Genomic DNA, 25,905 nt, shown 5'->3' with positions numbered 1-25,905 from the left:
CTGACCAAACCTACTGCGCGTCGGTATAGGCGGCCTGCGATGCTCACCGTACTCCAGTACGGTTGCGCTTCTCGACCACCTCTCCCTTCCGCTCGCTACGGTTTTGTCAGGTGTTGATTCGTCCAAAAACGAATCAAAGCTGTGAATCGATCAGTTCGATCCAGTGCCGCACGGGCGTCTGCGTGCCCGACTGCAGATGGCTCAGGCAGCCGATATTCGCCGACACGATCATCTCCGGCTCGCACGCTTCCAGGTTCGCCACCTTGTTGTCGCGCAGCTGCTGCGACAGTGCCGGCTGCAGGATCGAATACGTGCCCGCCGAACCGCAGCACAGATGGCTGTCCGCGCACAGGCGCACGTCGACGCCGACGGCGCGCAGCACCTGCTCCACCTTGCCGCGCACCTGCTGGCCGTGCTGCAGGGTGCACGGCGGGTGGTACGCCACTCTTTTGCCGATGCGCCCTTTCAGCAGCGCCACCAGTTCCGCCTCAAATGCGGGCATGATCTCGGACAAGTCGCGCGTCAATTCTGCGATGCGCCGCGCCTTGTCCGCATAGCGGGCGTCGTGCGCCAGCAGATGGCCGTATTCCTTCACCGTGGCGCCGCAGCCGGACGCCGTCATGACGATGGCTTCCGCGCTGTCCACGCAGTCTACGTAGGGCCACCAGGCGTCGATATTGCGGCGCATGTCGTCCAGCGCCGCTTCCTGGTCGTTCAAGTGATGGCGCAGCGCACCGCAGCAGCTGGCCTTCGGCGCGACGATCAACTGCACGCCGAGCGCATCGAGCACGCGCGCCGTGGCCGCGTTGATGTTCGGCGACATGGCCGGCTGCACGCAGCCGTCAAGCAGCAGCATGCTGCGCGCATGCCGGCGCGCGGGCCATGTCCCGGCCTTTTCTCCGGGACGTAGCTTGTCCTGCAAGCCTTTCGACAGCAAGGGCCGCAGCGCCTGGCCCGCCTTGTACGCGGGCGTAAACAGCCAGCGGCGCGGCAGCGCTTCCTTCAGGGCGAAGCGCAGCGCCCGTTCGCGCAAGGGGCGCTGCACGCGCTGCTCGACGACGTTGCGGCCGATGTCGACCAGGCGCCCGTACTGCACGCCCGAGGGACAGGTCGACTCGCAGTTGCGGCAGGTCAGACAGCGGTCCAGGTGCATCTGCGTCTTGGCCGTGACGGGTGCGCCCTCCAATACCTGCTTGATCAGGTAGATGCGTCCGCGCGGGCCATCGAGTTCATCGCCCAGCAGCTGGTAGGTGGGACAGGTGGCCGTGCAAAAGCCGCAATGCACGCAGGCGCGCAGGATGGCTTCGGCTTCGTCGCCTGCCGGCGTGTTCTTGATGAAATCGGCGAGATTGGTTTGCATGCGCTCAAGTCATTCTGTGCGGGTTGAAGATGCCGGCCGGGTCGAAAGCGTGCCGCAGGCGCTGGTGGATTTTATCGATGGCCGGTGCCAGCGGATGGAACACGCCCACGGCCTTGTCGCCGCCGCGGAACAGGGTAGCGTGGCCCCCAAGCGCGGCCACGGCCTGGCGGATGTGCCGCGCACCTTGCGCATCGGCGTCGCCGTCGAGCTTGAGCCAGCGCTGCGCCCCGCCCCACTCGATCAGCTGGCGCCCCTTTAAAATCACGGCGCTGGCGTGCGGCGGCAGCGACAGGCGCCACAGGCTGCCCGCACCCGCGAAGAAATCGTGCGTCTGTTCGCGCACGGACAGCCAGAAGGCGGCCGCGTCTTCGGCTGCCAGCAGCTCGCCTTTCAAGGATTGCAGGGCCGCCGACACGGCCGCCTCGGCGCCGGACAGACGCACGCTCAAGACGCCGTCATGCCAGCAACTGGCGGAAATGGGCAGCGGCTTGCCCGCCCATTCATTGAGCATGCGCAAGGCGGCAATTTCCGCGCATTCCAGGCGCAAGGTCGCTTCGCGCAGCGGCAAGGGCAACACCTTCAGCGACACTTCCAGGATCAGGCCCAGGGTGCCCAGCGAGCCCGCCAGCAGGCGCGAGACATCGTAGCCGGCCACGTTCTTCATGACTTGCCCGCCGAAGGCCAGACGCTGGCCGTGGCCATCCATCAGCACGGCGCCCAGCACAAAGTCGCGCAAGGCTCCTGCGCTGGCGCGGCGCGGGCCGGACAGGGCGCTGGCGACGACGCCGCCCAGCGTGGCGCCCGGCCCGAAATGGGGCGGTTCGAAGGCCAGCATCTGGTTGCGCGCGGCCAGCGCCGCCTCGATTTCCGCCAGCGGCGTGCCGCAGCGGGCCGTGATCACCAGTTCCGTCGGTTCATAGTCGATAATGCCCGCATACGCGCGCGTATCGAGCACCTCGCCATCGAGCTGCTGGCCATACCAGTCTTTCGTGCCGCCGCCGCGCAGGCGCAAGGGAAGGCCTGCCGCGCTGGCCGCCAGGATCTGCTGCCTGAATTGTTCCGCTATCGCTTGCAAAAGAGTCTCCGGAAAATTAAAAACGGGGCAGGTTGGCGAACGGCAGGCGTCCCGCCGTCACATGCATCTTGCCGAATTCGGCGCAGCGGTTCAAGGTGGGAATCGCCTTGTCCGGATTCAGCAAGGCGTGGGGATCGAAGGCGCGCTTGACGGCAAAGAAGGCATCGAGTTCGGCGCGCGTAAACTGCACGCACATGGAATTGATCTTTTCCATGCCCACGCCATGCTCGCCCGTAATCGTGCCGCCGACGGCCACGCACAGGGCCAGGATGTCCGCGCCAAACGCTTCGGCGCGCTCGAATTCGCCGGGCATGTTGGCGTCGAACAGGATCAGCGGGTGCAAATTGCCGTCGCCCGCGTGGAACACGTTGGCGCAGCGCAAGCCATGCGTCGTTTCCATGGCGGCGATGCCCGTCAGGACTTCGGCCAGGCGCTTGCGCGGGATGGTGCCGTCCATGCAGTAGTAGTCGGGCGAGATGCGCCCCGCGGCGGGAAAGGCGTTCTTGCGGCCGGACCAGAATTTCATGCGCTCCGCTTCCGACTGCGACACGGCGATGGCGCTGGCGCCCGCCCCTTCCAGCACGGCCGTCATGCGGGCGATTTCCTCTTCCACTTCCTCGTGCGTGCCATCGGCTTCGCACAGCAAGATGGCCGCCGCGTCGATGTCGTAGCCGGCCTTGACGAACGGTTCGACCATGCGCGACGACGTCCGGTCCATCATTTCCAGGCCGGCCGGGATGATGCCGGCCGCGATCACGTTGGCCACGGCATTGCCGCCCGTGACGACGTCGTCAAAGGACGCCATGATGACCCTCGCCGTGGCCGGCTTCGGGATCAGCTTGACCGTCACTTCCGTGACGATGCCCAGCATGCCTTCGGAGCCGATAAAAACGGCCAGCAAATCGAGGCCGGGCGAGTCCAGGCATTCGCCGCCCAGTTCCAGCACGTCACCATCAATAGTAACAACGCGCACGCGCAGCACATTGTGCACGGTCAAGCCGTATTTCAGGCAATGCACGCCGCCCGAGTTTTCCGCCACGTTGCCGCCGATGCTGCAGGCGATCTGCGAGGAAGGGTCGGGCGCGTAGTACAAGGCATATTGCGCCGCCGCTTCGGAAATGGCCAGGTTGCGCACGCCCGGCTGCACCACGGCCGTGCGCGCATACGCGTCAAGACGCACGATGCGGTTCAAACGCGCCGTCGACAGCACCACGCCGTCGGCGATGGGCAAGGCGCCGCCCGACAGGCCCGTGCCCGCGCCGCGCGGCACGATCGGCACCTGCAACTCGCGGCAGACGCCGAGGATGGCGATGACCTGTTCCTCCGTGTCCGGCAGGGTCACCACCATCGGCAGCTGGCGGTAGGCAGCCAGGCCATCGCATTCGTACGGGCGCGTATCTTCCGCGTCGGACAGCACGCAGCGGGCCGGCAGCACGGCCAGCAGGGCCGCGACGACGGCTTGCTGGCGCGCGGCGGTCGATCCGGATTCAGGGGCGGCATTGAGCATAGGATGTGAGCAAAAGTGCATGGGTGTGCAACGATTGTAAGCACAAAAGTGGCGCGCAGCGCATTTTTTGTCCTATTTGCGGGCAAATCCGGGGCCAGGCGGCGCGCGGTGTCGTATGCTGCCCCCATTCTTCTTGACAGGATCGACATCATGGGCAACCGACTTTCGAAAATCGCCACGCGCACGGGCGACAATGGCAGCACCGGCCTGGGCGACGGCAGCCGCACCAGCAAGGACAGTGTCCGCATCCACGCCATGGGCGACGTGGACGAACTGAACTCCAATATCGGCTTGCTGCTGTGCGAAGCCATGCCCGACGCCTTGCGCGACGAGCTGGTGGCCATCCAGCACGATTTGTTCGACCTGGGCGGCGAAATCTGCATCCCCGGCTACCAGTTGATCAAGGAAGAGCACGTGCTGCGCCTCGACGACCTGCTGGCGAAATACAATGCGGACTTGCCCGCCTTGAGTGAATTCATCCTGCCGGCCGGCTCGCGCGCCGCCTCGCTGGCGCACGTGTGCCGCACCGTGTGCCGCCGCGCCGAGCGCAGCATCGTCGCGCTGGCCAATGCGGAACCGCTGCACGAACATCCGCGCCAGTACGTGAACCGCCTGTCGGACCTGCTGTTCGTGCTGTCGCGCGTGCTGAACCGCTTCGCCGGCGGCAGCGACGTGCTGTGGCGGCATGACCGCACGCGGGGATAAAATAAAAAACGGCGATGCCTGTCAACAGCATCGCCGTGCTTTATCCCGCTGACAAGCGCATGCTAGCCGCAGCGCTGCAGACACGCTTTATTGGCACGGACGCATGAAGGGACACTGAACTCCATGACACAGGCATCGAGCGCCATATAGCACTCGGATTGGCATTCCGAAATATCGGCGCTACTGCTGGCCATGGCGTACGAGGCGCTGACGCCCATGGCAAACAAAAAGAAACCCAGTTTTTTGAACATAAGTACTCCTTTGTGGAAAGACTGCAGGACGGATGAGGTGACTCAGCCGGCCTGGTCAGCGTACTGGCCAGCCGGTGAATTTGATTTGATGCTAGTCTTGAGCGCAGCGGTTATAGCAGAGCTGATGAACCTTGGTGCAGGCGCCTGCCGACCCTGGACGGGCGATCACGCACTGGTCCAGAGCGTCGTCACACTGCATATAGCATTCCGGTTCGCCGCCGGCGATCGCGTACGAGGCGCTGACGCCCATGGCAAACAAAAAGAAACCCAGTTTCTTGAACATAAGCACTCCTGTTGAATTGACAGACGATGACGTACATCCATGGCGCGCCGTCTCTTACGCGCCATCCGGCAATCAGATTTTCTTCAGCGCCGCTTCCAGCGCGCCCGTATTGAAACCCTGGATCTTGCGGTTGCCGATCAACACCACGGGCACGCCGCCGCCGCCCAGTGCTTCATGGGCTTGTTTCGCTGCTGGCGATTTCTCGATATCGAGATCGACGAATTCGATCTTGTTTTCCTTGAAATACGCGCGCGTCTTGGCGCAATAAGCGCACCAGTCCGTGCCGTACAGCACCACCTTGGCCTGTGCATTCGGGAAATACGCGGCGTAATTGCCTTCCGTGTAATCCGCTTTGAGCAAGCCAGGCAGCAAGGACAGGCCGTAACCGCTGCCCAGGCCGGCCGCCAGGATCAAGCCATACATGGCGATGGTTTTAATTTTTTTCTGCATCATAGGTGTTATCGGAGGCGTGGATGATCGAGGGGCGGCCAGTGAAAAATACGGCTACCGGCCGCCTTGCAATACAAAAAAACGGATATCAGGCGCCGATCTCGCAGACTTTCAGACAGTTTTTGTAGCTGCCGATGCAAAATGGGGACCTGTCGCCATTTTGCATCGTGCATTCCCGCCATTCTTCCTCGCAGACAGAGCAGCCGATATCCGAAGCGAAGGCATAGGAAGCACTCAATCCCAGGGTAAAAATAAATGCTGCGATCTTTTTCATTTACTACTCTCCATGTTGGCAATTGCCTCAGGCAATCGCGTCAGACCAGTCGTAAGAAATTTCATCTTTGCTTGCTACAAAATCGAATATAGACCGCACTTATTTTAGAGTCAACGTTTCCTTCCGATAAATTTCCAATTTGGAAAATATATCGGGGAAGCCCCTGAAATGTGGAATTTGGAGAGATTGGGCGGCGCCAAACGTCTATACAATATCGGCGCCGCAAGCAGATAAAGGCCGGCTGCGGGCGCAGCCGGCCGAGCGGCTACAGCACTTCCAGAAAACTCTTCAACGCGATGATTTCATCGGACGTCAGCTGCAAGCGCTGCAGCAGGGGCGACGTGACGGGAAACTTCGGATCGGCCGCCTGCTGCGCATTCTGCGGCACGGGGCGCGACATGCCCGCGTTGTACATGTTCAGCAAACCCACCATCTGCGGGAACAAGCCGTTGTGCATCCACGGCCCCGATTGCGCCACGCCCCGCAAACCGGGCGTGCGGAACTTGCCCACGTCCTCATCCTTGCCCGTCACCAGGTAGCGTCCCAGGTCTTCATATTTCTTGCGCCCGTAATACGTCAATCCCAGGTTGTGGAATTGCTGGTCCGTCAGCAAGGCGCCGCTGTGGCAGGTCATGCAGCGCGCCTTGGTGCGGAACAGGTGCAGGCCCAGCAGCTCGCGGTCGTTCAAGTCCGCGCGCCGGCCTTCCAGGAAGGTATCGAAGCGGGTGACAGGCGGCAACAAAGTGCGCTGGTAATCGGCCAGCGCCGTCAGGATGCGCGGCAGGGTCACGCCGGCGCCCCGGCCGAAGGCGGCGTCGAACTGCGCCGGATAGTCATCGAGCGCGGACAGCTTGGCCGCCAGGGCCGGCACGTCCATGGCCATCTCGTCCGGATGCTGCAAGGGGCCCAGCGCCTGCTCTTCCAGGGTAGCGGCGCGGCCATCCCAGAACAGCGGCTTGAGCTGGCCCACGCCCAGCAGGCCCGGCGCATTGCGCTGGCCCAGGCGGCCTTCGTGGCCGACGGAGGTGCGCTTGCTGTCGGCAAAGCTGTGGGCGGGACTGTGGCAGCTGATGCAGGCCACCGCGTTCGCGCGCGACAAGCGCGGGTCGTTGAACAGGCGCTGTCCCAGCGCCGCCACTTGCGGCGGCACCTGCGCCGGCGGCATGGCCGAGACGGGCGCCATTTCCTGCGGCGTAACGCCGTCGGCCACCTGGGGACGGGGCCAGCTGGCGATGGGCTGCGCGTACCTCTGGCGCAAGCAGGCCATGTCCCAGCCCTTGTCCGCCGCGCAAGCCACGCTGGGGGGAACGGCATCGCTGGCGCGGCCATCCATGCTCGTCATCAGGCCCGCGCCGCCCGCCAGCAGGGCGGCCACGGCGAAGGTGGTTTTTTTCAGGTGGGTTGCGATATTCATGCGCCTGCCGTCATGGTCGTTGTCATTAGAAACGGTAACCGAGTTCCAGCGTGAACTGGCGGCCTTTTTCAAAGACCACCCCGTTGCTGGAATCAAACAGGGGATTGCTGCGGTTGGCGACGTTTTCGATGCCCAGGTTCACGAAACCTTCGCCCGGCCCCGTCTTCGGCAGCGCATACTGCACGCGCATGTCCCAGGTGAAAGACTTGCTGGTCGAAACGTCCTGGTAGACCTTCGCCACGTCGCCGTCGAATGACAGCGCATCGCCCGTGGCGACCATATTCGTTTCCGGCCCCCGCATGCGGAAGAAATTGTCCACCTTCAGGCGATACGCTGGGATATCGGTCGACAGCAGCAGGCGCGCCGTCCAGGGGCGATTGTAATTGTCGGCCGGACGGTCAGCCCAGCGCACGAACTTGCCCTGGTAATAGATGAATTTATCCAGCTCGTTCGTCAGGTCGCTCAGGGAATCGTCGTAGGTGGCATGCGTGCTGGTGGTGCGCGTGCGGTCGTAGCCGAACTGCACCTGCGTGGCGCTGCCGCCCCAGCGCAGCGGGCGCATGGTCTCGGCGGACAGGATCCACACCTTGCTGTCGCTGCGGCCCACGTTATCCCAATAAAAATTGGCGGCCGACACCACGTGGTACACCATCTCGTCGCGGCCTTCGCGCAGCACGCGCTTGGCGCTCCACTTCACGCCGCCCCACTGCTGGCTGATGCCCAGCAGTTTTTCATCCGTGTACGGCACCTTCATGTCACCGAGCTTGAGCCAGCTCCAGTTGCTGGCCATCACGGGCGCGGCCCAATCCTTCAGCAAGCCGCCCGACAAGGTACGCGTTTGCGGCGAGGTCTGCAGTGCCAGGCGTTTCGACTGGGCATAGAAATTGAAGAAATTGCGGCCATAGTAGCGGTTGGCGCCCAGCTCGACTTGCGTCGTGCCCTTGCCCGCCACGTCCCAGAACGCCGACAGGCGCGGCGCGATGCTGGACTTCGGCGACAGGTCGTCGCTGTCGTAGCGCGCGCCCACGCGCACGCGCACATCGCCCAGCCTGACGTCATCTTGCAGGAAAGCACCGCGCGTCTTGTTGCTCAGCTCATAGCCGCCCGCGTAGTAAATCATGCGCGAGGCCAGGTATTGGCCGCGCACGTTCGAGGCCGCATTCCATGGCGTCGCCAGCGAACAGTACTGGCTATCGACGCCGCCGCCCACCCTATTGCAGGTATTGGTGTTGACGGATGCCGTGTATTGCTCATAGGTAGTGTTGCGCTGGTAACGCGAATGCTGCGTGCCCAGTTCCAGGCCGGCCTGGAAAGTATGCGACATGCCCAGCAAGTCGAGCGGCTCCCACTTCAGCTTGCCCTGGTACTGGGCGCTTTCCTGTTCCTGGTCAATGTCGCCGTAGCCGCCTTCATTGCTGGCCCAGCCCGTCGCGCCCGTGCCCGTCTTGACGCCCCAGTTCTTGTCGCTCGAATAGCGCCACGCTTTCCAGACGGTGGCATCGGCGTCGCGCGAACTGTCCATCTTGCTCCAGCTCAAGCGGTGTTCCGCCGTGGCATTGCCCAGCCACCCCACGGGGTGCGTCAGGCCCAGGTTGATGCCATTGCCGCCGCTCTTCAGGTGATAGCTGCTGTTCCTGGTGTTGGCGATAAAATAATCGCCTTCGGATGGCGCATGCATGAGGGAAAAGTCGGCCAGCACGCCGGGCGTGATGGTCCAGAAGCCACGCACGAAGGCGTTGTCGCTGCCGCGCCGCTGCACCTTGCGGTTCGCGTCGCTTGCGCTCTGCAAGCCATTGCCGTAGCCGTTCAGGGGAATCTCCGACGTCTTGCGGATGAAGCTGCCGATCAGGCTGAAATTCTCCGTCACCTTGCCCTGCAGCGCGGCGCGGTACGTCCATTTCTCGAACGCTGGCTGCAAATCGGCCGTGGCCGAATTGGCGGCGCTTTCCCGCTGGCTGTCGCTGAGTTTGTATTGCATCCACGCCGAGCGCGTGCTTTCCACGGACACCTGGCCGGCCAGCTTGCGCGTGGGCACGCAGGTATCGGCTTTGACGACACCGCCCTTGAAGCGGCCATATTCGGCGCCGATGTTCGAATCGAGCACCGTCACGTCGCACAGCAGGCTGGTGTCGACGGCAAAGCCCTGGCTGGCCGATGGCGGCGTGGCATTGCTGGCGGGGTTGCTGCTGTTCGGGCCAATGTCGTTGTTGAGCGACATGCCGTCCATCTGGTACAGATTGTCGTAGAACTTGGCGCCGTTGATGCTGATGTCGGCCGGCGCCAGCTCGCCCTGGGTGGCGGAGGCTTGCTGCTTGTTATCGAATTGCACGCTGGGATTGATGCGCAACAAACTGGTGATATTGCCGTCGATGCCATTCATGGCCTCGATCTGGCGCTTGTCCAGGCGCTGTTCGCCCACGGACTCGCGCTCGGCCTGCAGACGTACCTCGGGCAGCACTTGCGGTGCGGCTTCTTCGGTGTCGGCTTCGGCGGCGAAGACAACTGGGGTGGCGGCGCTGGCGCCAAAGGCCAGGCCGATGGCCAGTACGGACTGGCGCAGGGTAAGAATGGAAGACATGAAAACCTTGCAACTGCAGATGGGAAAGGGGCAGTCTCATGATGCCGCCCTTCACCTGATTATCCAGTGTCGTCTTCTCATGCCGCCAATTGCAAATGATAACTATTACTATTTGCAGTTGCAATGTTTGAAAATCAAGTCCTTACTGTTTTTTTGACGTGCGTAAAAATTTTGCGGCGAGCTGTTGCATCTGCGCCACGCTGCCGCCTTACGCCGGCGCCGCCAACTTGTCCGCTTGCGTCTGCACATGTTCGCGCAGCAAGCCGCGCAGCAACTGCACCTGCGCCACGGCGTCGGCCTGCAGCGGCGTCAGGCTGTCGGCAACGCACGGACCAGGCGCGCTGGCGTCGGCGGCGCCGCGCAGCAAGGCATCGATCTCCCCGCTGACGCCGGCGATCCACTGCTGCAGTTCGGGCGGCGCCGGCTCGGCCTGGGGACTCAGGCTGATGCGCGCCGTGCTGCCCGCCACGCGGCGCAGCAGCGGCAAGGTACGCAGCGCCGCCAGGCCCACGCCGCTGCTGCGGTCCAGGCGGCGCTCGATGCGCAGGCGCTGCAAGACCTGTTCCGCGTTATTGCTGGCCAGCCCCGCCTCGCGGCGCAGGCGCGCGATGGCGCTGTCCCACCGCCCGCCGGCCGCCAGCACGGCCAGCAGGTATTTCAGGTTGGCCGACACGGCCTTCGCCAGGCGCTGGTCCAGGTCGTCCGCCTCGCGGTCGGGCCACAGGAAAAACGTGGCCAGCAAGGCCAGCATGCAACCGAGCACATTGTTGCCCAGGCGACTCATCGCATACACCATCTCGCTGGCCGGCGCCGCATAGTCGGCCACCAGCACGAAGGCGGGCGTCATGAACAACACGTGCAGGCTGTAGCTGACGCGGCGCAAGGCCATGGTGGCGACGATCAGGGGAAACACCACAAGCGAAATGCCCAGCGGCGTGTAAATGACCAGGCCGATCAGCACGGCCAGCACGGCGCCCAGCACGCTGCCCGCCACGCGTTCGATGCCGCGCGGCCAGGTGGTCGACACGGACGGCTGCAGTATCAATAAGGTGGCCATGGTGGCCCAGTAGCCGAACGGAATATGCAAGGCCTCGACCAGCAGGAAGCCGGCCGTCGTCGCCAGCGACACGCGCGCCGCATGGCGCCAGCTCAGCGACTGCGGCGTGGCGTTGACTTTCGCCGTCTGCCACGCCTGCCCCAGCGCCAGGAAGGCCGCTTCGCGCCACGGCAGCTGCGCCGCGCGCGGCAAGCCCAGCTCCATGAAGTCGACGTTCAGGCGCAGCGGCAGCAAGGCGCCCAGCGCCGCTTCCAGGCGCCGTCCGCAGCCAGCCAGGCGGCGCTGCAATTCCAGTGGCGGCGTTTCCGGCTGGCGCTGCACGGCTTGCCCCAGGCGGCGCAGCAGCACGGCCATCACTTCCAGGCTGCGCCGCGCGCGCGGGTCCTGGCGCAGCCGGTGCTGCTCGCGCTCGCACGTATGCGTGACGGCGATCAGGTAGGCGAAGATGCGCTCGGCGTCGCTGAGCGCCAGCAGCAGGTTGTCGTACAGGGCGCTGCGGCCGGCGCGCGCGGGCGGCACGGCGGCCAGCGCCACGCGCGCCGCTTCCAGCGCGGCGCGCGCCTGCGAACGGTAGCTGGCGCCATGCGCGGCAACGTCCGCCTGCGCCGCATCATGTGCGAGGAAGCGCGCATTGTCGCGCGCGATGCCGGCCAGGCGCGAATACGCGGCGCGGATGGCGCGCCGGCTGGGGCCGAACGGGTGGATGCGCCAGACGGTAAAACTGAGCACGGTGGCAAACAGGCAGCCGAACATGTACAGGCCCAGGAAAGGCGCCGTCTGCGTCATCGATGCCAGCGGATGCGTGACCATCACCACGCAGGCCGTGGCGGCCAGGATGGCCACCTGCGCCGTGGCCGCGCCCCAGATGCGCGCCAGCGCGCCGGCCCAGGAAAACAGCAGCACGGCGACGGCGGCCGTCGCCAGGCCATGGCCGGCCGCCAGCGCCGTCAGGCCGCCGGCCACCGTCGACAGCAGGCCGAAGCCCACCATCGACACGAAGCGCATGCGCCGCGTGCCGGCCGCGTCGGCCAGGCAGGTCCAGAAGGCGCCGATGGCGGCCCAGGAAAAATCGGGGTGGTCGAACAGCAGGCCCAGCAGCAGCATGGCGCTCGAGGCGCAGGCGGCGCGCAAGCCTTCGGACAGGTTCGTTTCGTCGATGGCCAGGCTGACCATCCACAGGGGACGGCGCTGCGCCAGGGTATCGGTGTAGGCGTGCACGCCCGTCAGCCAGCGGCCGGCCAGTGCGCGTGTACGGCGGTGAAGTTTCCTGAGATACAAGTTGGACTTTGAAAGGGTATCAAAGCGTCATCGTAGCATTCCCCGACGAAAAATGTTGCAGTGCAGCGTAAAATCCCTGCGGACGAAAAAAAACGGCACCGCAGTGCCGCTTTTCATGCGTACAAGCAATCTTAGCTGACCATCGCCAGGCGCGGTCCGGCTGCCGGGAAACGCTGCTCGATCGAGGCGGCGATACCGACCGCATCGAGGCCCACGCTTTTCAGCAGCTGCACGGGGTCACCATGGTCGATGAAGACGTCGGGCAAGCCCAGCATCAAAATCGGCTTGACGATGCCCTCCGCCGCCAGCGCCTCGGCCACGGCCGAGCCGGCGCCGCCCATGATGCAGCCCTCTTCCACCGTCACCAGGTAATCGTGGTCAAGAGCCAGCTGTTTCACCAGCGCCACGTCGAGCGGCTTGACGAAGCGCATGTTGGCCACCGTCGCGTCGAGCTTCTCGCCCGCCGCCACGCTCGGCGCCACCATAGCCCCGAAGGCCAGGATGGCGATGCGCTTGCCCTGGCGCTTGAGTTCGCCCTTGCCGATCTCGATGCTGGTCAGTTCCGGCACGATGGCCACGCCGGCGCCGGCGCCGCGCGGATAGCGGATCGCGGCCGGGCCCGGGTAGTGGTAGCCCGTGGTCAGCATCTGGCGGCACTCGTTTTCGTCCGACGCGGCCATGATGACCATGTTCGGGATGCAGCGCAGGAACGCCATGTCGTAGTTGCCCGCGTGCGTGGCGCCGTCCGCGCCCACCAGGCCGGCGCGGTCCAGCGCGAACGTCACGTCCAGGTTTTGCAGGGCTACGTCGTGGATCAGCTGGTCGTAGGCGCGCTGCAGGAAGGTGGAATAGATGGCGACGACGGGTTTCAAGCCTTCGCAGGCCAGACCGGCGCCAAAGGTCACGGAATGCTGCTCGGCAATGCCGACGTCGAAGTAGCGGGTCGGGAATTGCTGTTCGAATTTCACCATACCCGAGCCTTCGCGCATGGCCGGCGTGATGCCCACCAGGCGCTTGTCGTGCGCGGCCATGTCGCACAGCCAGTTGCCGAACACTTCCGTGTACGTCATCTTGGCGGGCGCCGTGGCCGGCTTGATGCCCTCGGCCGGGTTGAACTTGCCCGTGCCGTGGTACAAAATCGGTTCCGCTTCGGCCAGCTTGTAGCCTTGCCCCTTCTTGGTCACCACGTGCAGGAATTGCGGACCCTTCAATTGCTTGATATTTTGCAAGGTCGGGATCAGCGAATCGAGGTCGTGGCCATCGATGGGGCCGATGTAGTTGAAACCGAATTCCTCGAACATGGTAGCGGGCACGACCATGCCTTTGGCATGCTCTTCAAAGCGCTTCGCCAGTTCCAGCACGGGGCCGGGCAAGACGGACTTGCCGACGTTTTTCGCGGCCGCATAGAACTGGCCCGACATCAATCGCGCCAGGTGGCGGTTCAGCGCGCCGACGGGCGGCGAGATCGACATGTCGTTGTCGTTCAGGATCACCAGCAAATTGACGTCTTCCTGCACGCCCGCATTGTTCATCGCCTCGAAGGCCATGCCGGCCGTCATCGAGCCGTCGCCGATCACGGCGATCGCGTGCAGCGGGTCGCCCTTGATCTTGGCGGCCTGCGCCATGCCCAGCGCGGCGGAAATGGACGTCGACGAGTGCGCCGTGCCGAAGGTGTCGTATTCGCTCTCGTCGCGCTTCGGGAAGCCGGAAATGCCGTCTTTCTGGCGCAAGGTGTGCATGCGCTCGCGCCGGCCCGTCAAAATCTTGTGTGTATAGGTCTGGTGGCCCACGTCCCAGACGATGCGGTCGTGCGGCGTGTTGAACACGTAATGCAGCGCGACGGTCAGCTCGACCGTGCCAAGGTTGGACGACAGATGGCCGCCCGTCTTGGAAACGGAATCGAGCAGGAAGCTGCGCAATTCCTGGGCCAGCGGCACCAGTTGCGAGCGGGCCAGCTTGCGCACTTGCGCTGGTTCATTGATGGTTTCTAACAGTTTCATTTATGCCTTCCGCTGCACGACCAGGTCCGCCAGCTCGCGCAAACGGCGTGCCTTGTCCCCGAATGGCGCCAGCGCCGCATGGGCGTCGCACCGCAATTGTTCTGCCAGGGCCCGCGATGGTTCCAGCCCCAGTATCGATACGTAAGTGGGCTTGTTGGCGGCCGCATCCTTGCCTGCCGTCTTGCCCAGGGTGGCCGAGTCGGCCGTCGCGTCGAGCACGTCGTCGACCACCTGGAACGCCAGGCCCACGGCGCGCGCATACGCGTTCAGCGCCGTCATATCGTCCGCCGTCAAGTCCTTGCCGGCCAGCGCGCCGAGAATCACGGCCGCGCGCAGCAAGGCGCCCGTTTTGAGTTGATGCATCTGTTCCAGCTGCGGCAAGGTCAAGGCCAGGCCGACACTGTCGAGGTCGATCGCCTGGCCGCCGCACATGCCGCTTGAGCCGGAGGCGTGCGCCAGCAGCTTGATCATGGCCATTTGCCGCGCGGGAGGAATCGCCGCGCCGTCGGCCAGCAGCATGAAGGCCTGCGATTGCAGCGCGTCGCCGACCAGCAGGGCCGTCGCCTCGTCGTAGGCGATGTGCACGGTGGGCTTGCCACGGCGCAAGGCATCGTCATCCATGCAGGGCATGTCGTCATGCACGAGCGAATACACGTGAATCATTTCCAGCGCGCAAGCAGCGCGCGCGAGGGTATCTTGATCGGCATCAAACAATTCGCCAGCCGCCATCACCAGCAGCGGGCGCACGCGCTTGCCGCCACCCAGCAGCGCATAGCGCATGGCAGCGTGCAGCTTGTGCGGCACGGTATCGGCCGCCGGCAGGAACTGGTCGAGCCGGCCTTCCACGCCGGACTGGGTCGTTTGCATCCAGTCGCCGAAGGTCACGCTGTCTTGTTGCATGCTGGCCATCATTGGGCGGCCTCGCCGACATCCACGAACGGTTTCAACATGTCTCCTTCGAGTACTTTCACCTGCGCTTCGACACTGTCGAGCTGGGTCGCGCAATACTTGACCAGTTCCGAGCCGCGCTGATACGCCGCGACCGATGCTTCCAGCGGCAACTGGCCCGCTTCCATTTGCGTTACCAGCTGCGCCAGTTCCGCCATTGCCTCTTCAAACGAGGCCGGCACTGCGGCAGCGGCAGTTAATTTCTTCGACATAGACTCAGATCTCTTCGTGGCACGAGGGGCTTGTAGGGAGACGCCGGGGATTCCCGGCCAGCATAGAAGCGTTATTTTAGAACAAACCACACTATTAAGTGAAAACTAAAGCGCAATCGACGCGCTCAAAGTCAATAGCGTTGCCAGCTTGTCAGTAGATTTTAGCCGAATCGCCCCTCTCCGCCGGAAATTGCGCGCCAAATGACAATGTTTCTCATTAAAAGCCTATTTGCCCGGTGGTTTTGATAATGCCGAGGCCGATCCGCGCTATAATCGCCGGTTCTGTCCGAAATACCGTTTCAACAAATTTGAATTCAGGTCTTTGCGGATTCTTTCTCTCTGTAGCGGTTGCCCAGGGAATGGCCTGGGGCACTGCTGACCGTTGTACATTTATGGGGGGTTGGGATGTCCGATCTGGCTACTCACGCCAAGCTGGCGCGCTCAAACGCGCAACTTCCGGTCCACGTCTATTTTGACGAAACGCTGTTGCAGCGTGAAATGCAGCAATTGTTCCAAGCCGGCCCGCGCTATGTCGGGCACGAGCTGATGGTGCCGGAAACCGGCGATTTTGCGACCCTGGCGTCTGAGAACGAAGGGCGCATGCTCGTGCGCAACGCCAACGGCATCGAAGTGCTGTCCAACGTGTGCCGCCACCGGCAGGCGCTGATGTTCAATGGCCGCGGCAATGCCAATAACATCGTTTGCCCGCTGCACCGCTGGACCTACGACCTCAAGGGTGAACTGATCGGCGCGCCGCATTTCCCCGAGACGCCGTGCCTGAACCTGTCGAAAACGCCGCTGCAAAGCTGGAATGGCTTGCTGTTCGAGCAAAATGGCTACAACGTGATGGAAAAATTGAAAGATTTGTCCGTCTCGAAAGAACTCGATTTTTCCGGCTATATGTTCGACCACGTGGAAATCCACGAGTGCGACTACAACTGGAAGACCTTCATCGAAGTCTATCTGGAAGACTATCACGTCGAACCGTTCCACCCGGGCCTGGGCAGCTTCGTCAGCTGCGACGATCTGCGCTGGGAATTCGGCAAGGATTACAGCGTGCAAACGGTGGGCGTGCACCGCGGCCTGCAGCAGGCCGGCTCGCCCGCCTACAAGAAATGGCAAGAGCAGGTACTGCAATTCCGCGGCGGCGAAGCGCCGCCGTACGGCGCCATCTGGCTGACCCTGTATCCGAACATCATGGTCGAATGGTATCCGCACGTGCTGATCGTCTCGACCCTGTGGCCCGACGGCCCGCAAAAGACGCGCAACGTGGTGGAGTTCTATTACCCAGAAGAAATTGTGCTGTTCGAGCGCGACTTCGTCGAAGCGGAACGGGCTGCCTACATGGAAACCTGCGTCGAGGACGATGAAATCGCCCTGCGCATGGATGCGGGCCGCAAGGCCCTGATGGCGCGCGGCGTGAGCGAAGTGGGCCCTTACCAGTCGCCGATGGAAGACGGCATGCAGCATTTCCACGAATGGTACCGCAACAATATCGAACTGTAGTCCCTCAAGGGTCGCCTCGTGCGGCCTTTTTTTATCCCCGCATTTTTCAGGAATCAGATGCAATCTCTTTGGATGCTGTTTGCAAGTTTTATGTTCGCCATCATGGGCGTGTGCGTGAAACTGGCGTCGGATCTGTATTCGACGTCCGAAATCGTCATGTACCGCGGCATCATCGGCATGATCGTCATGAGCTGCACGATTCTGTACCAGGGCGGCAGCTTTAAGACCACGATGCCGGGCCAGCATCTGTGGCGCGGCGTGGTGGGCGTGATCGCCCTGTGGCTGTGGTTTTATGCGATCGCCATCCTGCCGCTGGCCACGGCCATGACGCTCAATTACATGGCGCCCATCTGGATCGCCGTGATTTTGCTGGCCGGCGGCTGGTGGAAGGCGACGAAGCAGGTCGAGTGGCCGCTGGTGGCGGCGATTGCCATGAGCTTTGTCGGCGTGACCCTGCTGCTGCAACCCGTGTTCGAAACGGACCAGGCGGCTGGCGCCATCACGGCCTTGATTTCCGGCATGCTGTCAGCCCTCGCCTACCTGCAAGTGCGCAAGCTGGGCTTGCTGGGCGAACCCGAATACCGGGTCGTCTTCTATTTCTCGGTCGTCAACTTCCTCGCCGGCGTGATCGGCCACGTGGCCAGCGCCGGCGGCGGCCCCGTCGTCTGGCACGCGCACACGAGCGCCTACGGCATCGGCTTGCTGGCCGCCATCGGCCTGTGCGCCACCATGGCGCAGATGGCCATGACGCGCGCCTACCGCCTGGGCAAGACCCTCGTTGTTGCTAATTTGCAATACACAGGCATCGTCTTTTCCAGCTTCTGGGGCGTGGTGATCTTTGGCGACCTGTTCGACTGGCATGGCTGGGCCGGCATCGGCATCATTCTCGCTTCCGGCATCGCGGCAACCTATTACAATACCCGCAACACGGCCCGTGGCGCGGCGATCGCGCGCACGGATCCCATCGCCAGCGAAGTGTAAGGAGTCATGACCTTGTATACGACCTTGATCAACAGCAATGATTTGTCCAGCCACCTGAATGACAGCAACTGGGTCATCCTCGATTGCCGCCACGACTTGCTCAACCCGACGGCCGGCAGCGACGCGTTTGCCGCCGGGCACATCCAGAACGCCCAGTTCGCCGATATCGACACGACCCTGTCCGGCCCCAAGACGGCGCGCGGCGCGGCCTTCACGGGCCGGCATCCCTTGCCTGACCGCAACGCCCTGCTGGCCACCCTGCGCGGCTGGGGCATCAATGACGACACGCAAGTGGTCGCCTATGACGGGCAAGGCGGCATGTTCGCCGCCCGTTTGTGGTGGCTGCTGCGCTGGGTCGGCCACCCGGCCGTGGCCGTGCTCGACGGCGGCCTGGCCGCCTGGCAAGCGCAAGGTTTACCATTGGTCACGCCCGTGGCGCCGCGCCCTGTCGGCAATCTGACGGAAAAAGCCAGCCTGGTGCGCACGGTCAGCGTGCAGGACGTCGTTACCAACCTGCAAAGCCGGGCCTTGACGGTCATCGACGCGCGCGCGCCCGACCGTTACCGGGGCGAGAATGAAACCATCGACCCCGTGGGCGGCCACATCCCCGGCGCGAAAAACCGTTTCTTCAAAGATAATTTACAAGCGGACGGCCATTTCAAAGGCGCCGAGGAATTACGGCGCGATTTCAGCGCATTATTTGATGCACCGCAAGCGGCCATCCTGCAATGCGGCTCCGGCGTGACGGCTTGCCACAACCTGCTGGCACTGGAAGTGGCCGGTTTGACCGGTGCGGCCCTGTATCCGGGCTCGTGGAGCGAATGGTGCGCCGATCCGGCGCGGCCCGTGGCGACGGGTAACTAAAAAAAAGCGGACCTCGGTCCGCTTTTTTATGCACTGTGGGTAACTATCAACTTATCCCCAGCGATTGATTCAGCTGCGCCAGTTCCGCCTGCCACGCCTGCTGGCTGGCCGGCTTCTGGTGGCGCGGTTTTCTCGCCATATCCTCCGCCAGCAATTGTTCCAGTTCGCACAAGCGTTCCAGCTGCACGTCGACGTCGGTTTGCGTTGGCGCAAGCGCAGCCGTTTCCACGCGCGGCGCGGACGCCGGCGCTTGCCCATCCTCAAGACTCAGCCGCGCATACGCGCTGGCTGCATCGGGCCACTCTTCCAGTCCGCCATCGGCCACCACCCAGTAACGGTTGCAGGCCGTCTCGATCAGGTCGCGGTCGTGCGACACCAGCAGGCAGCCGCCGGCAAATCCCTGCAGCGCTTGCCCCAGTTCCGCCTTGCCCTGCATGTCCAGGTGATTGCTCGGCTCATCCAGCAGCAATAAATGATAGCTGGCCAGTGACAGTCCCAGGAACAGCAACCGCGCCCGCTCGCCGCCGCTCAGCGTGGCCACCGTCTGGCCATGGCGCGCATACGGGAAACCGGCCGCAATCAAGGCTTGCTTGCGCGCCACCTGGCTGCGCGCAGCTTCGTTTTGCACGGCAAACGGGTACAGCGCGTCGGACAGGTCGGCCGTATCGGCCAGTTGCTTGAGCGACTGGTCGTAATAGCCGATATTGGCCGCCTTGTGGTAGCGCAAGTCGCTGCGCTCCTCCTGCGCCTGGATCGCCTGCCAGCACAGGCGCAGCAAGGACGACTTGCCGCTGCCGTTGGCGCCCAGCAAGGCGACCCGGTCGCCCGGCTTCAGCCATAGCTGGCCGGCCTGGAACAGCACGGGAGACGCGGGCACGGCGCGCACGTCCAGCCCGTCGAGCGCCAGCAACTGGTCGGCCGCCAGCGCCTTGCCGCGCAGGCTCAGGCGCCACGGTGCGCCATCGCTGACGAACGATTGCTCATCCTTTAATTTGTCGATGCGCCGCTGCATGGTCTTGGCCTTGCGCGCCAGGTCTTCATTGTCATAGGTGCGGCCCCACAGGGCCAGGCGGGCGCTGCTGGCGGACAGGCGGTCGATTTCCTTCTGTTCCGCCGCATGCCTGGCGGCAGCGGCCACATCGGCTTCGGCCAGCGCCGCCAGCGCGGGGCCGCACGGCAAGTCGAAGTCGTAGAGGCGGCTATCGCGCAAGATCCAGCTGCGCGTGGCCACGTTGTCGAGCAGGCGCTGGTCGTGCGAGACGAGGAGGAAGGCGCCGCGCCAGGCCAGCAGGAATTGCTCCAGCCACAGCAGCGACGGCAAGTCCAGGTGATTGCTTGGCTCATCGAGCAGCAGCACGTTCGGCTCCTGCAGCAGGGCACGCCCCAGCAGCAATCGCGTGTGCTGGCCGCCGGACAGGGAATGCACGGGCACTTGCGCCGTCTCGTGCTCGAAGCCTAACTCGGCCAGCAGGCTGTCGACCCGCCAATGCAGTTCCGGCTGCTCCAGCACGGGCGCCAACAAGGCGTCGTACAGGCTCAGGTTGGCAAGTTCCGGCGGCAAGTGCTGCTCCACGTGCTGCAAGCGGCAGGCACGAGAATAGTGGATGGTGCCGGACGTGGCTGCACGCGTGCCGCTGAGCAAGCCCAGCAAGGTGGATTTTCCGCAGCCATTGTGGCCGATCAGGCCGATGCGGTCGCCCTGGCGCAAGGTAAAGGCGAGTTCATTGAAGAGGAAACCGTCGTGGGTATCCAGTTGTAAAGCTTGTGTCGAGATCAGGGTAGTCATGGCTCTTGTCTTTGTTCGGGATGCAAACATCCGCGTTAACAGGAGCGCTAACGACAACGAAGTACCAGGAAAGGACTCGTCCAGGAGGGTAACTTTGCTCTGGCCAGGTTATCGCAGCGCGATAGAACGTGGGCAAGAGCTGGCAAATGCGCTTGAAGAGCGTGCGCGCCACAAGGCGAGCAACAAGTTTTCTTCCATGATATTTTCCTCCTTTCTGTGCAAATTGATCAGAAAGGCAATATAGCACAAGTAACACTGCGGCACCGCCGCGCGTCAACCTCCGTGGCGTTTATGCGTCAGGAACAGCACGATGCACACGCCCAGCGCGATCAGCAGCACTTGCGGGATGGTTTCGCGCAAGGTGGCGCGGCGCTGCATCTGCGGCATCAGGTCGCTCAAGGCGATATAGATGAAGCCGGACGAGGCGAACACGAGCACGTAAGGAATCAGATTGCTGGCGCGGTCCAGGGTGAAATAGCCGAGCAAGCCGCCCGCCACCGCCATCAGGCTGCACAGCAGATTGAAGATGTAGGCGCGCAGGCGCGAGAAACCCGCGTTGAGCAGCACGATGAAGTCGCCGATTTCCTGCGGAATTTCATGCGCGATGATGGCCAGGCCCGTCACCAGGCCCAGCTTCGGGTCGGCCAGGAAGGCGGCCGCGATCAAAATGCCGTCCGTAAAGTTGTGCATGCCGTCGCCCACTAAAATCATCCAGCCGGCCTTGCCCGCTTCGTGCTTGTCGTGGCCGTGCGCATGGTGGTGGCCGTCGCCTTCGTGGTGGTGCGAATGGCGCAGGATGGCGAATTTTTCCAGCATGAAAAAGGCCAGCAAGCCCGCCAGCAGGGTGGCGAACAGGCTGCGCGGGTCCGCCTGCGATTCGAACGCTTCGGGCAAGGCGTGCAGCAGGGATGTCGACAACATGATGCCGACGGACAAGCTGACCATGCGCTCGACCACTTTGGAGAGGAATGCAAACGAAAAGATCGCCGCCGCGGTAATGCTGAACACGCCCGCGATCGTGGTCGCGAGCAAAATGGATATAAGGACGGGATCGATGATTTTCTTACCTCAAAATGGCGCCGGGTCACTGGCGCCCGCGATGCTGGCGTCTGGCCTGATGAATGCGTTGTTATCTATTATTTAATTTTTTGCGCGTCTGGCGGCAGCGTCGCGCGATGAAGATGCAATTGTACTGCATTGGCGCGCACCGGGCATTTTACAGCCCGGTGCGGCTTTCGGTTCAATTTCTGGAAAATTTAACTATTCTCATGCTTTCGACGTCGGATAAAACCGTCGCGAGCGGCAGCGAATTGTGGCCGAGAAGCGGAACCGTACTGAAGTACGGTGAGCATCGCAGGCCGCAAGTCGCAACGCGCAGCAGGTTTAATCGGACGTCGTCACGCCACGCCGTGCTTTTTGAACCAGGCCAGGCAACGCGCATAACCGTCTTTCGCATCGGCCGCCACATAGCTGGGGCGGTAATCGGCATTGAAGGCGTGGCCCGCATCGGGATACACGACAAACTCGGATTGGTTGCCGCCCTTGGCCAGCGCATCCTTCATCTTGCCGATCGATTCCTGGCTGATGCCCGTATCCTTGCCGCCATACAAGCCCAGCACGGGCACTTTCAAGGTGGCGGCGATATCGATGGGGTTGCTTGGCTGCAAGGCAGTCGGTTCGCCGACGAGGCGGCCATACCAGGCCACGCCCGCCTTGACGGCCGGATTGTGCGCCGCGTACAGCCACGTGATGCGCCCGCCCCAGCAAAAGCCCGTGATGCCCAGGCGGCTCGTGTCGCCGCCATTCTGTTTCGCCCACGCCACAACAGCGTCGAGGTCCGCCATCACTTGCGCATCCGGCGTCTTGGCGATGATGCCTTTCATTAAATCGGCAATGCTGGCCACCTTGGTGGCATCGCCCTGGCGCACGAACAGATCGGGCGCCAGCGCCAGATAGCCCTGCTTGGCGAAACGGCGCGCCATGTCGGCGATATGTTCATGCACGCCAAAGATTTCCGAAATCACCAATACCACGGGCAAACCCGTCTTGCCTTCCGGCTGGGCCGCATACACGGGCACGGCCTGGCCATCGACCATCACCGACATGCTGCCCGTGACGAGTCCGGCGGAATCCGTCTTGACGACGTTTTGCGCCGCCACGGGCAGCACGGCCACGGCAAAGCCCGCGCCCAGCGCCACCTTCAGGAAACCGCGCCGGCCGTCCGGCCCGGACACGCTGCTCTGGCCCAGCAAACTTTCACAATCGGTGATCATGTCGCTCATGCGCTTCTCCTGAAAATGTTGCGTTTATAAATTAGTGCGCTTCGTCCCAGTTTTTACCGATACCTACCTCGGCCGTCAACGGCACCTTCAGCGCGGCCACGCCGGCCATCAGTTCCGGCAGCTTGCGCTTGACCAGTTCCAGCTCGGCGTCCGGCACTTCCAGCACCAGTTCATCGTGCACCTGCATGATCATCTTCGTTTGCAAGCCATCCGTTTCCAGCCAGCCTTGCACGGCGATCATGGCCAGCTTGATCAGGTCGGCGGCCGTGCCCTGCATCGGCGCGTTGATCGCCGCCCGTTCGGCGCCCTGGCGGCGCGGGCCGTTCGGGGAATTGATTTCCGGCAACCACAAACGGCGGCCGAACACGGTTTCCACGTAGCCGCGCGCCTTCGCTTGCTGGCGCGTGTCTTCCATATACTGTTTCACGCCGGAAAAACGGGCAAAGTAGCGGTCGATATAGCTTTGCGCGGCCGTGCGGTCCACGCCCAGGTTACCGGCCAGGCCGAATGCGCTCATGCCGTAGATCAAACCAAAGTTGATGACCTTGGCATAGCGGCGCTGCTCGCTCTGCACTTCCGCGGCCGGCACGCCGAAGATTTCGGCGGCCGTGGCGCGGTGAATGTCGATGCCGTCGGCAAACGCGCGCAGCATGGCTTCGTCGCCCGAGATATGCGCCATGATGCGCAATTCGATCTGCGAATAGTCGGCCGAGACGATGTGGCTGCCCGGCGGCGCAATGAAGGCTTCGCGGATGCGCCGGCCTTCCGCGCTGCGGATGGGAATATTCTGCAAGTTCGGGTCGTTCGACGCCAGGCGCCCCGTCACGGCCACGGCTTGCGCATAGTTCGTGTGCACCCTGCCCGTCGTGACGTTGATCATCTTCGGCAATTTATCGGTATACGTCGACTTCAGCTTGGCCATGCCGCGGTACTCGAGCAGCACTTTGGGCAGCGGATAATCCTCGGCCAGCTTTTGCAGCACTTCTTCATCCGTCGACGGCGCGCCCGTCGGGGTTTTCTTGACCACCGGCAACTTCAACTTTTCAAAGAAGATTTCGCCGATCTGCTTGGGCGAGCCTAAATTAAACGGCTGCTCGGCCAGTTCATACGCCTTCTTTTCCAGTTCGAGAATCTTGACGGCGAGCTCGGCCGACTGGATGTTGAGCAATTCGTCGTCGATCAGCACGCCGTTGCGCTCGATCTTTTGCAAGACCACGGCCGTCGGCATCTCGATCTTTTCATAGATGAAGGTCAGCTTCTCATCATTCGCCACATTGCCCCACATGGCATTGTGCAAGCGCAAGGTCACGTCGGCATCCTCGGCCGCGTATTTCGCCGCCTGCTCCACCTCGACCTGATTGAAAGTGATCTGCTTGGCGCCCTTGCCGCACACGTCCTCGAACGGGATCGTCGTGTAGTTCAGGTGGCGCAGGGCCAGGCTGTCCATGTCATGCTTCTTGTGCGATTCGAACACATACGATTCGAGCAAGGTATCGTGGGCGATGCCGCGCAACGTCACGCCGTGGTTGGCGAAGATGTGGCTGTCATACTTGAGGTTCTGCCCCAGCTTGGGCTTGTTCGCGTCTTCCAGCCATGGGCGCAGCTTCGCCAGCACGTGTTCGCGCGTCAACTGCTCGGGCGCGCCCGCGTAGTCGTGCGCCAGCGGGATGTAGCAGGCGCTGTGTTCGGCGACCGAAAGGGAAATACCGACCATTTGCGCCGTCATCGGTTCCAGCGACGTGGTTTCCGTATCGACGGCCGTCAGGGCAGCGGCATCGATCAGGGCGATCCATTTGTCCAGTTGCTCGTCCGTCAGCACGGTTTCATACACGGCCTCGACTGCTGGGGCCGCGTCGGCGAACATGTCGCCCGTGGAGTTCGCAGTCGATGCGCCAGCCGTTGCAGGCGCGCCGACGGGCGACATCGGCGGCGGCGTGGCGCCCAGTTCGCGCAGCAGGGCCTTGAAGCCGTAGCGCTGGAAAAAGGCCAGCAGCGCTTCCTTGTCTTCGTGTTTCGCCACCAGCGAGTCGGCGATGGTCGTCATGTGTTCGGACAAATCGCAATCGGTCTTGACGGTGATCAAGGCGCGCGCCTGCGGCAGCCATGGCAGGGCCGTGCGCAGGTTTTCCCCCACGGCGCCGCCCACCTTGGCCGCGTTTTCCATCACGCCTTCCAGGCTGTCGTACAAGGTCAGCCATTTGACGGCCGTCTTTGGGCCGCATTTCGACACGCCGGGCACGTTGTCGACCGTATCGCCGATCAGCGACAGATAATCGATGATGCGGTTCGGCGGCACGCCGAACTTGACCAGCACGGCCGCTTCATCGAGCTTTTCATTGCTCATGGTATTGATCAGGGTCACCTGGCTGTTGACCAGCTGCGCCAGGTCCTTGTCGCCCGTCGACACCACCACGTCCATGCCGGCGGCGGCAGCCTGCACGGCCAGGGTGCCGATCACGTCGTCCGCTTCCACGCCGTCGACCATCAATATCGGCCAGCCCATGGCGCGCACGGCTTCATGGATCGGTTCGATCTGCAGGCGCAGGTCGTCCGGCATCGAGGCGCGCGTGGCCTTGTATTCCGGATACATGTCATCACGGAAAGTTTTGCCTTTGGCATCGAAAACGCAGGCGATATAGGCGGCCGGGTAGTCGGCGCGCAGGCGGCGCAGCATGTTGACCATGCCGTGCATGGCGCCCGTGGGATAACCGTCCGGGCTGCGCAGGTCGGGCAGCGCATGGAAGGCACGATAGAGGTAACTGGAACCGTCGACTAACAGCAGGGTGTTTTGCATAATGCCAATAAAATAAGGTGAGCCGCGCCAGCCGGGAAGAAACAGCGGCAGGCGGGCGGAATATCGCCCAATTATCGCAGAGTTTAGGGCCGCGCCACCGGCCGCAACGCCTGCCGTTTCCGGCGTTTTTGCCACCCCGGCGGCCCCGTGCGGGCGCGCGGGCCGCCGCTGCCAGCCATTTCCGCGCATTTAATCAGCCGTATTAAGCAGCATTGCCTACCAGTTTGTTACAATGCCTTATAGATAAATTGACGGCATTACACCACTGCACGCGCTGCAGTCCCTCACATGGAAGCGAAC

Annotated in this window: 22 protein-coding genes and 1 pseudogene; 5 read left to right on the top strand and 18 right to left on the bottom strand. The window is 63.1% G+C overall.

Annotation, left to right across the window (positions count from 1 at the left end):
* Nucleotides 1–133: 133 nt before the first annotated feature.
* The 3 genes from glcF to BZG29_RS05215 are packed head-to-tail and all read right to left on the bottom strand — an operon-like array spanning nucleotide 134 to nucleotide 3,942.
* Entirely contained in the window at nucleotides 134–1,360 is a 1,227-nt protein-coding gene (glcF, locus tag BZG29_RS05225; RefSeq protein ID WP_077399663.1) for a glycolate oxidase subunit GlcF, read from the bottom strand.
* A 4-nt stretch (nucleotides 1,361–1,364) separates the two neighbouring features.
* Complete coding sequence (glcE, locus tag BZG29_RS05220; protein ID WP_077399660.1) at nucleotides 1,365–2,435, bottom strand: glycolate oxidase subunit GlcE; 1,071 nt, start codon at nucleotides 2,433–2,435, stop codon at nucleotides 1,365–1,367.
* Between the two features lie 16 nt (nucleotides 2,436–2,451).
* A complete protein-coding gene (locus BZG29_RS05215) occupies nucleotides 2,452–3,942 on the bottom strand; it encodes an FAD-linked oxidase C-terminal domain-containing protein (RefSeq protein ID WP_077399657.1) in 1,491 nt (496 codons plus the stop codon).
* 150 nt (nucleotides 3,943–4,092) lie between these two features.
* On the opposite strand from BZG29_RS05215, the gene BZG29_RS05210 reads away from it, so the two are divergent.
* On the top strand, nucleotides 4,093–4,647 hold the full coding sequence (locus BZG29_RS05210) for a cob(I)yrinic acid a,c-diamide adenosyltransferase (RefSeq protein WP_077399653.1): 555 nt from the start codon (nucleotides 4,093–4,095) through the stop codon (nucleotides 4,645–4,647).
* A 62-nt stretch (nucleotides 4,648–4,709) separates the two neighbouring features.
* Here BZG29_RS05210 and BZG29_RS05205 read toward each other — a convergent pair whose 3' ends face one another.
* The 6 genes from BZG29_RS05205 to BZG29_RS05180 form a co-directional block, all read right to left on the bottom strand.
* A complete protein-coding gene (locus BZG29_RS05205) occupies nucleotides 4,710–4,898 on the bottom strand; it encodes a hypothetical protein (protein WP_077399650.1) in 189 nt (62 codons plus the stop codon).
* A gap of 91 nt (nucleotides 4,899–4,989) precedes the next feature.
* Entirely contained in the window at nucleotides 4,990–5,181 is a 192-nt protein-coding gene (locus BZG29_RS05200; RefSeq protein ID WP_077399646.1) for a hypothetical protein, read from the bottom strand.
* 72 nt (nucleotides 5,182–5,253) lie between these two features.
* Nucleotides 5,254–5,634 (bottom strand): glutaredoxin family protein, encoded by a 381-nt coding sequence (locus BZG29_RS05195; RefSeq protein ID WP_230541546.1) that lies wholly within the window; start codon nucleotides 5,632–5,634, stop codon nucleotides 5,254–5,256.
* Between the two features lie 85 nt (nucleotides 5,635–5,719).
* Nucleotides 5,720–5,905, bottom strand: coding sequence for a hypothetical protein (locus BZG29_RS05190; protein ID WP_077399643.1), 186 nt, complete (start codon nucleotides 5,903–5,905; stop codon nucleotides 5,720–5,722).
* A gap of 265 nt (nucleotides 5,906–6,170) precedes the next feature.
* Entirely contained in the window at nucleotides 6,171–7,319 is a 1,149-nt protein-coding gene (locus BZG29_RS05185) for a cytochrome c peroxidase (protein WP_253192786.1), read from the bottom strand.
* 25 nt (nucleotides 7,320–7,344) lie between these two features.
* Nucleotides 7,345–9,897, bottom strand: a complete 2,553-nt coding sequence (locus tag BZG29_RS05180; RefSeq protein WP_077399640.1) for a TonB-dependent receptor plug domain-containing protein — start codon at nucleotides 9,895–9,897, stop codon at nucleotides 7,345–7,347.
* On the opposite strand from BZG29_RS05180, the gene BZG29_RS28060 reads away from it, so the two are divergent.
* A complete protein-coding gene (locus BZG29_RS28060) occupies nucleotides 9,896–10,054 on the top strand; it encodes a hypothetical protein (RefSeq protein WP_171984941.1) in 159 nt (52 codons plus the stop codon). The genes BZG29_RS05180 and BZG29_RS28060 overlap by 2 nt on opposite strands.
* 51 nt (nucleotides 10,055–10,105) lie before the next feature.
* On the opposite strand, the gene BZG29_RS05175 is transcribed toward BZG29_RS28060, so the two are convergent.
* The 4 genes from BZG29_RS05175 to BZG29_RS05160 form a co-directional block, all read right to left on the bottom strand.
* Nucleotides 10,106–12,172, bottom strand: a complete 2,067-nt coding sequence (locus BZG29_RS05175) for an FUSC family protein (protein WP_253192785.1) — start codon at nucleotides 12,170–12,172, stop codon at nucleotides 10,106–10,108.
* A gap of 191 nt (nucleotides 12,173–12,363) precedes the next feature.
* Nucleotides 12,364–14,232 (bottom strand): 1-deoxy-D-xylulose-5-phosphate synthase, encoded by a 1,869-nt coding sequence (gene dxs / locus BZG29_RS05170; protein WP_077399637.1) that lies wholly within the window; start codon nucleotides 14,230–14,232, stop codon nucleotides 12,364–12,366.
* A complete protein-coding gene (locus tag BZG29_RS05165; protein WP_077408963.1) occupies nucleotides 14,233–15,132 on the bottom strand; it encodes a polyprenyl synthetase family protein in 900 nt (299 codons plus the stop codon).
* A gap of 8 nt (nucleotides 15,133–15,140) precedes the next feature.
* Nucleotides 15,141–15,392, bottom strand: a complete 252-nt coding sequence (locus BZG29_RS05160) for an exodeoxyribonuclease VII small subunit (protein WP_077399634.1) — start codon at nucleotides 15,390–15,392, stop codon at nucleotides 15,141–15,143.
* A gap of 405 nt (nucleotides 15,393–15,797) precedes the next feature.
* On the opposite strand from BZG29_RS05160, the gene BZG29_RS05155 reads away from it, so the two are divergent.
* Nucleotides 15,798–16,898: an aromatic ring-hydroxylating dioxygenase subunit alpha gene (locus BZG29_RS05155; protein ID WP_035824656.1), complete on the top strand. Its 1,101-nt coding sequence runs from the start codon at nucleotides 15,798–15,800 to the stop codon at nucleotides 16,896–16,898.
* 57 nt (nucleotides 16,899–16,955) lie between these two features.
* Nucleotides 16,956–17,300: pseudogene (locus BZG29_RS28730) on the top strand (EamA family transporter); the annotation flags it as partial.
* Here BZG29_RS28730 and BZG29_RS28725 read toward each other — a convergent pair.
* A complete protein-coding gene (locus BZG29_RS28725; RefSeq protein WP_366928736.1) occupies nucleotides 17,234–17,398 on the bottom strand; it encodes an AgrD family cyclic lactone autoinducer peptide in 165 nt (54 codons plus the stop codon). The pseudogene BZG29_RS28730 and the gene BZG29_RS28725 sit on opposite strands and share 67 nt — an antisense overlap.
* A 493-nt stretch (nucleotides 17,399–17,891) precedes the next feature.
* Here BZG29_RS28725 and BZG29_RS05145 point away from each other — a divergent pair, with 493 nt between their 5' ends.
* Nucleotides 17,892–18,743: a sulfurtransferase gene (locus BZG29_RS05145; protein WP_077408962.1), complete on the top strand. Its 852-nt coding sequence runs from the start codon at nucleotides 17,892–17,894 to the stop codon at nucleotides 18,741–18,743.
* 46 nt (nucleotides 18,744–18,789) lie between these two features.
* On the opposite strand, the gene BZG29_RS05140 is transcribed toward BZG29_RS05145, so the two are convergent.
* From BZG29_RS05140 to polA, 4 genes are all read right to left on the bottom strand, one after another.
* Nucleotides 18,790–20,529 carry an ATP-binding cassette domain-containing protein gene (locus BZG29_RS05140; RefSeq protein WP_077399628.1) on the bottom strand — a complete coding sequence of 580 codons (1,740 nt, stop codon included), beginning with the start codon at nucleotides 20,527–20,529 and terminating at the stop codon, nucleotides 18,790–18,792.
* Nucleotides 20,530–20,802: 273 nt separating this feature from the next.
* Nucleotides 20,803–21,561 carry a ZIP family metal transporter gene (locus tag BZG29_RS05135; RefSeq protein WP_052140365.1) on the bottom strand — a complete coding sequence of 253 codons (759 nt, stop codon included), beginning with the start codon at nucleotides 21,559–21,561 and terminating at the stop codon, nucleotides 20,803–20,805.
* A gap of 365 nt (nucleotides 21,562–21,926) precedes the next feature.
* On the bottom strand, nucleotides 21,927–22,811 hold the full coding sequence (locus BZG29_RS05130; RefSeq protein WP_077399625.1) for a dienelactone hydrolase family protein: 885 nt from the start codon (nucleotides 22,809–22,811) through the stop codon (nucleotides 21,927–21,929).
* A gap of 31 nt (nucleotides 22,812–22,842) precedes the next feature.
* On the bottom strand, nucleotides 22,843–25,605 hold the full coding sequence (polA, locus tag BZG29_RS05125; protein WP_077399622.1) for a DNA polymerase I: 2,763 nt from the start codon (nucleotides 25,603–25,605) through the stop codon (nucleotides 22,843–22,845).
* Nucleotides 25,606–25,905 lie beyond the last annotated feature (300 nt).

It is taken from the genome of Janthinobacterium sp. LM6, assembly GCF_002002885.1.
Taxonomy (GTDB): Bacteria; Pseudomonadota; Gammaproteobacteria; order Burkholderiales; family Burkholderiaceae_D; genus Janthinobacterium; species Janthinobacterium kumbetense.
Note: the sequence above shows the minus strand (reverse complement) of the source record. Positions and strands in the feature narration are given on the sequence as shown.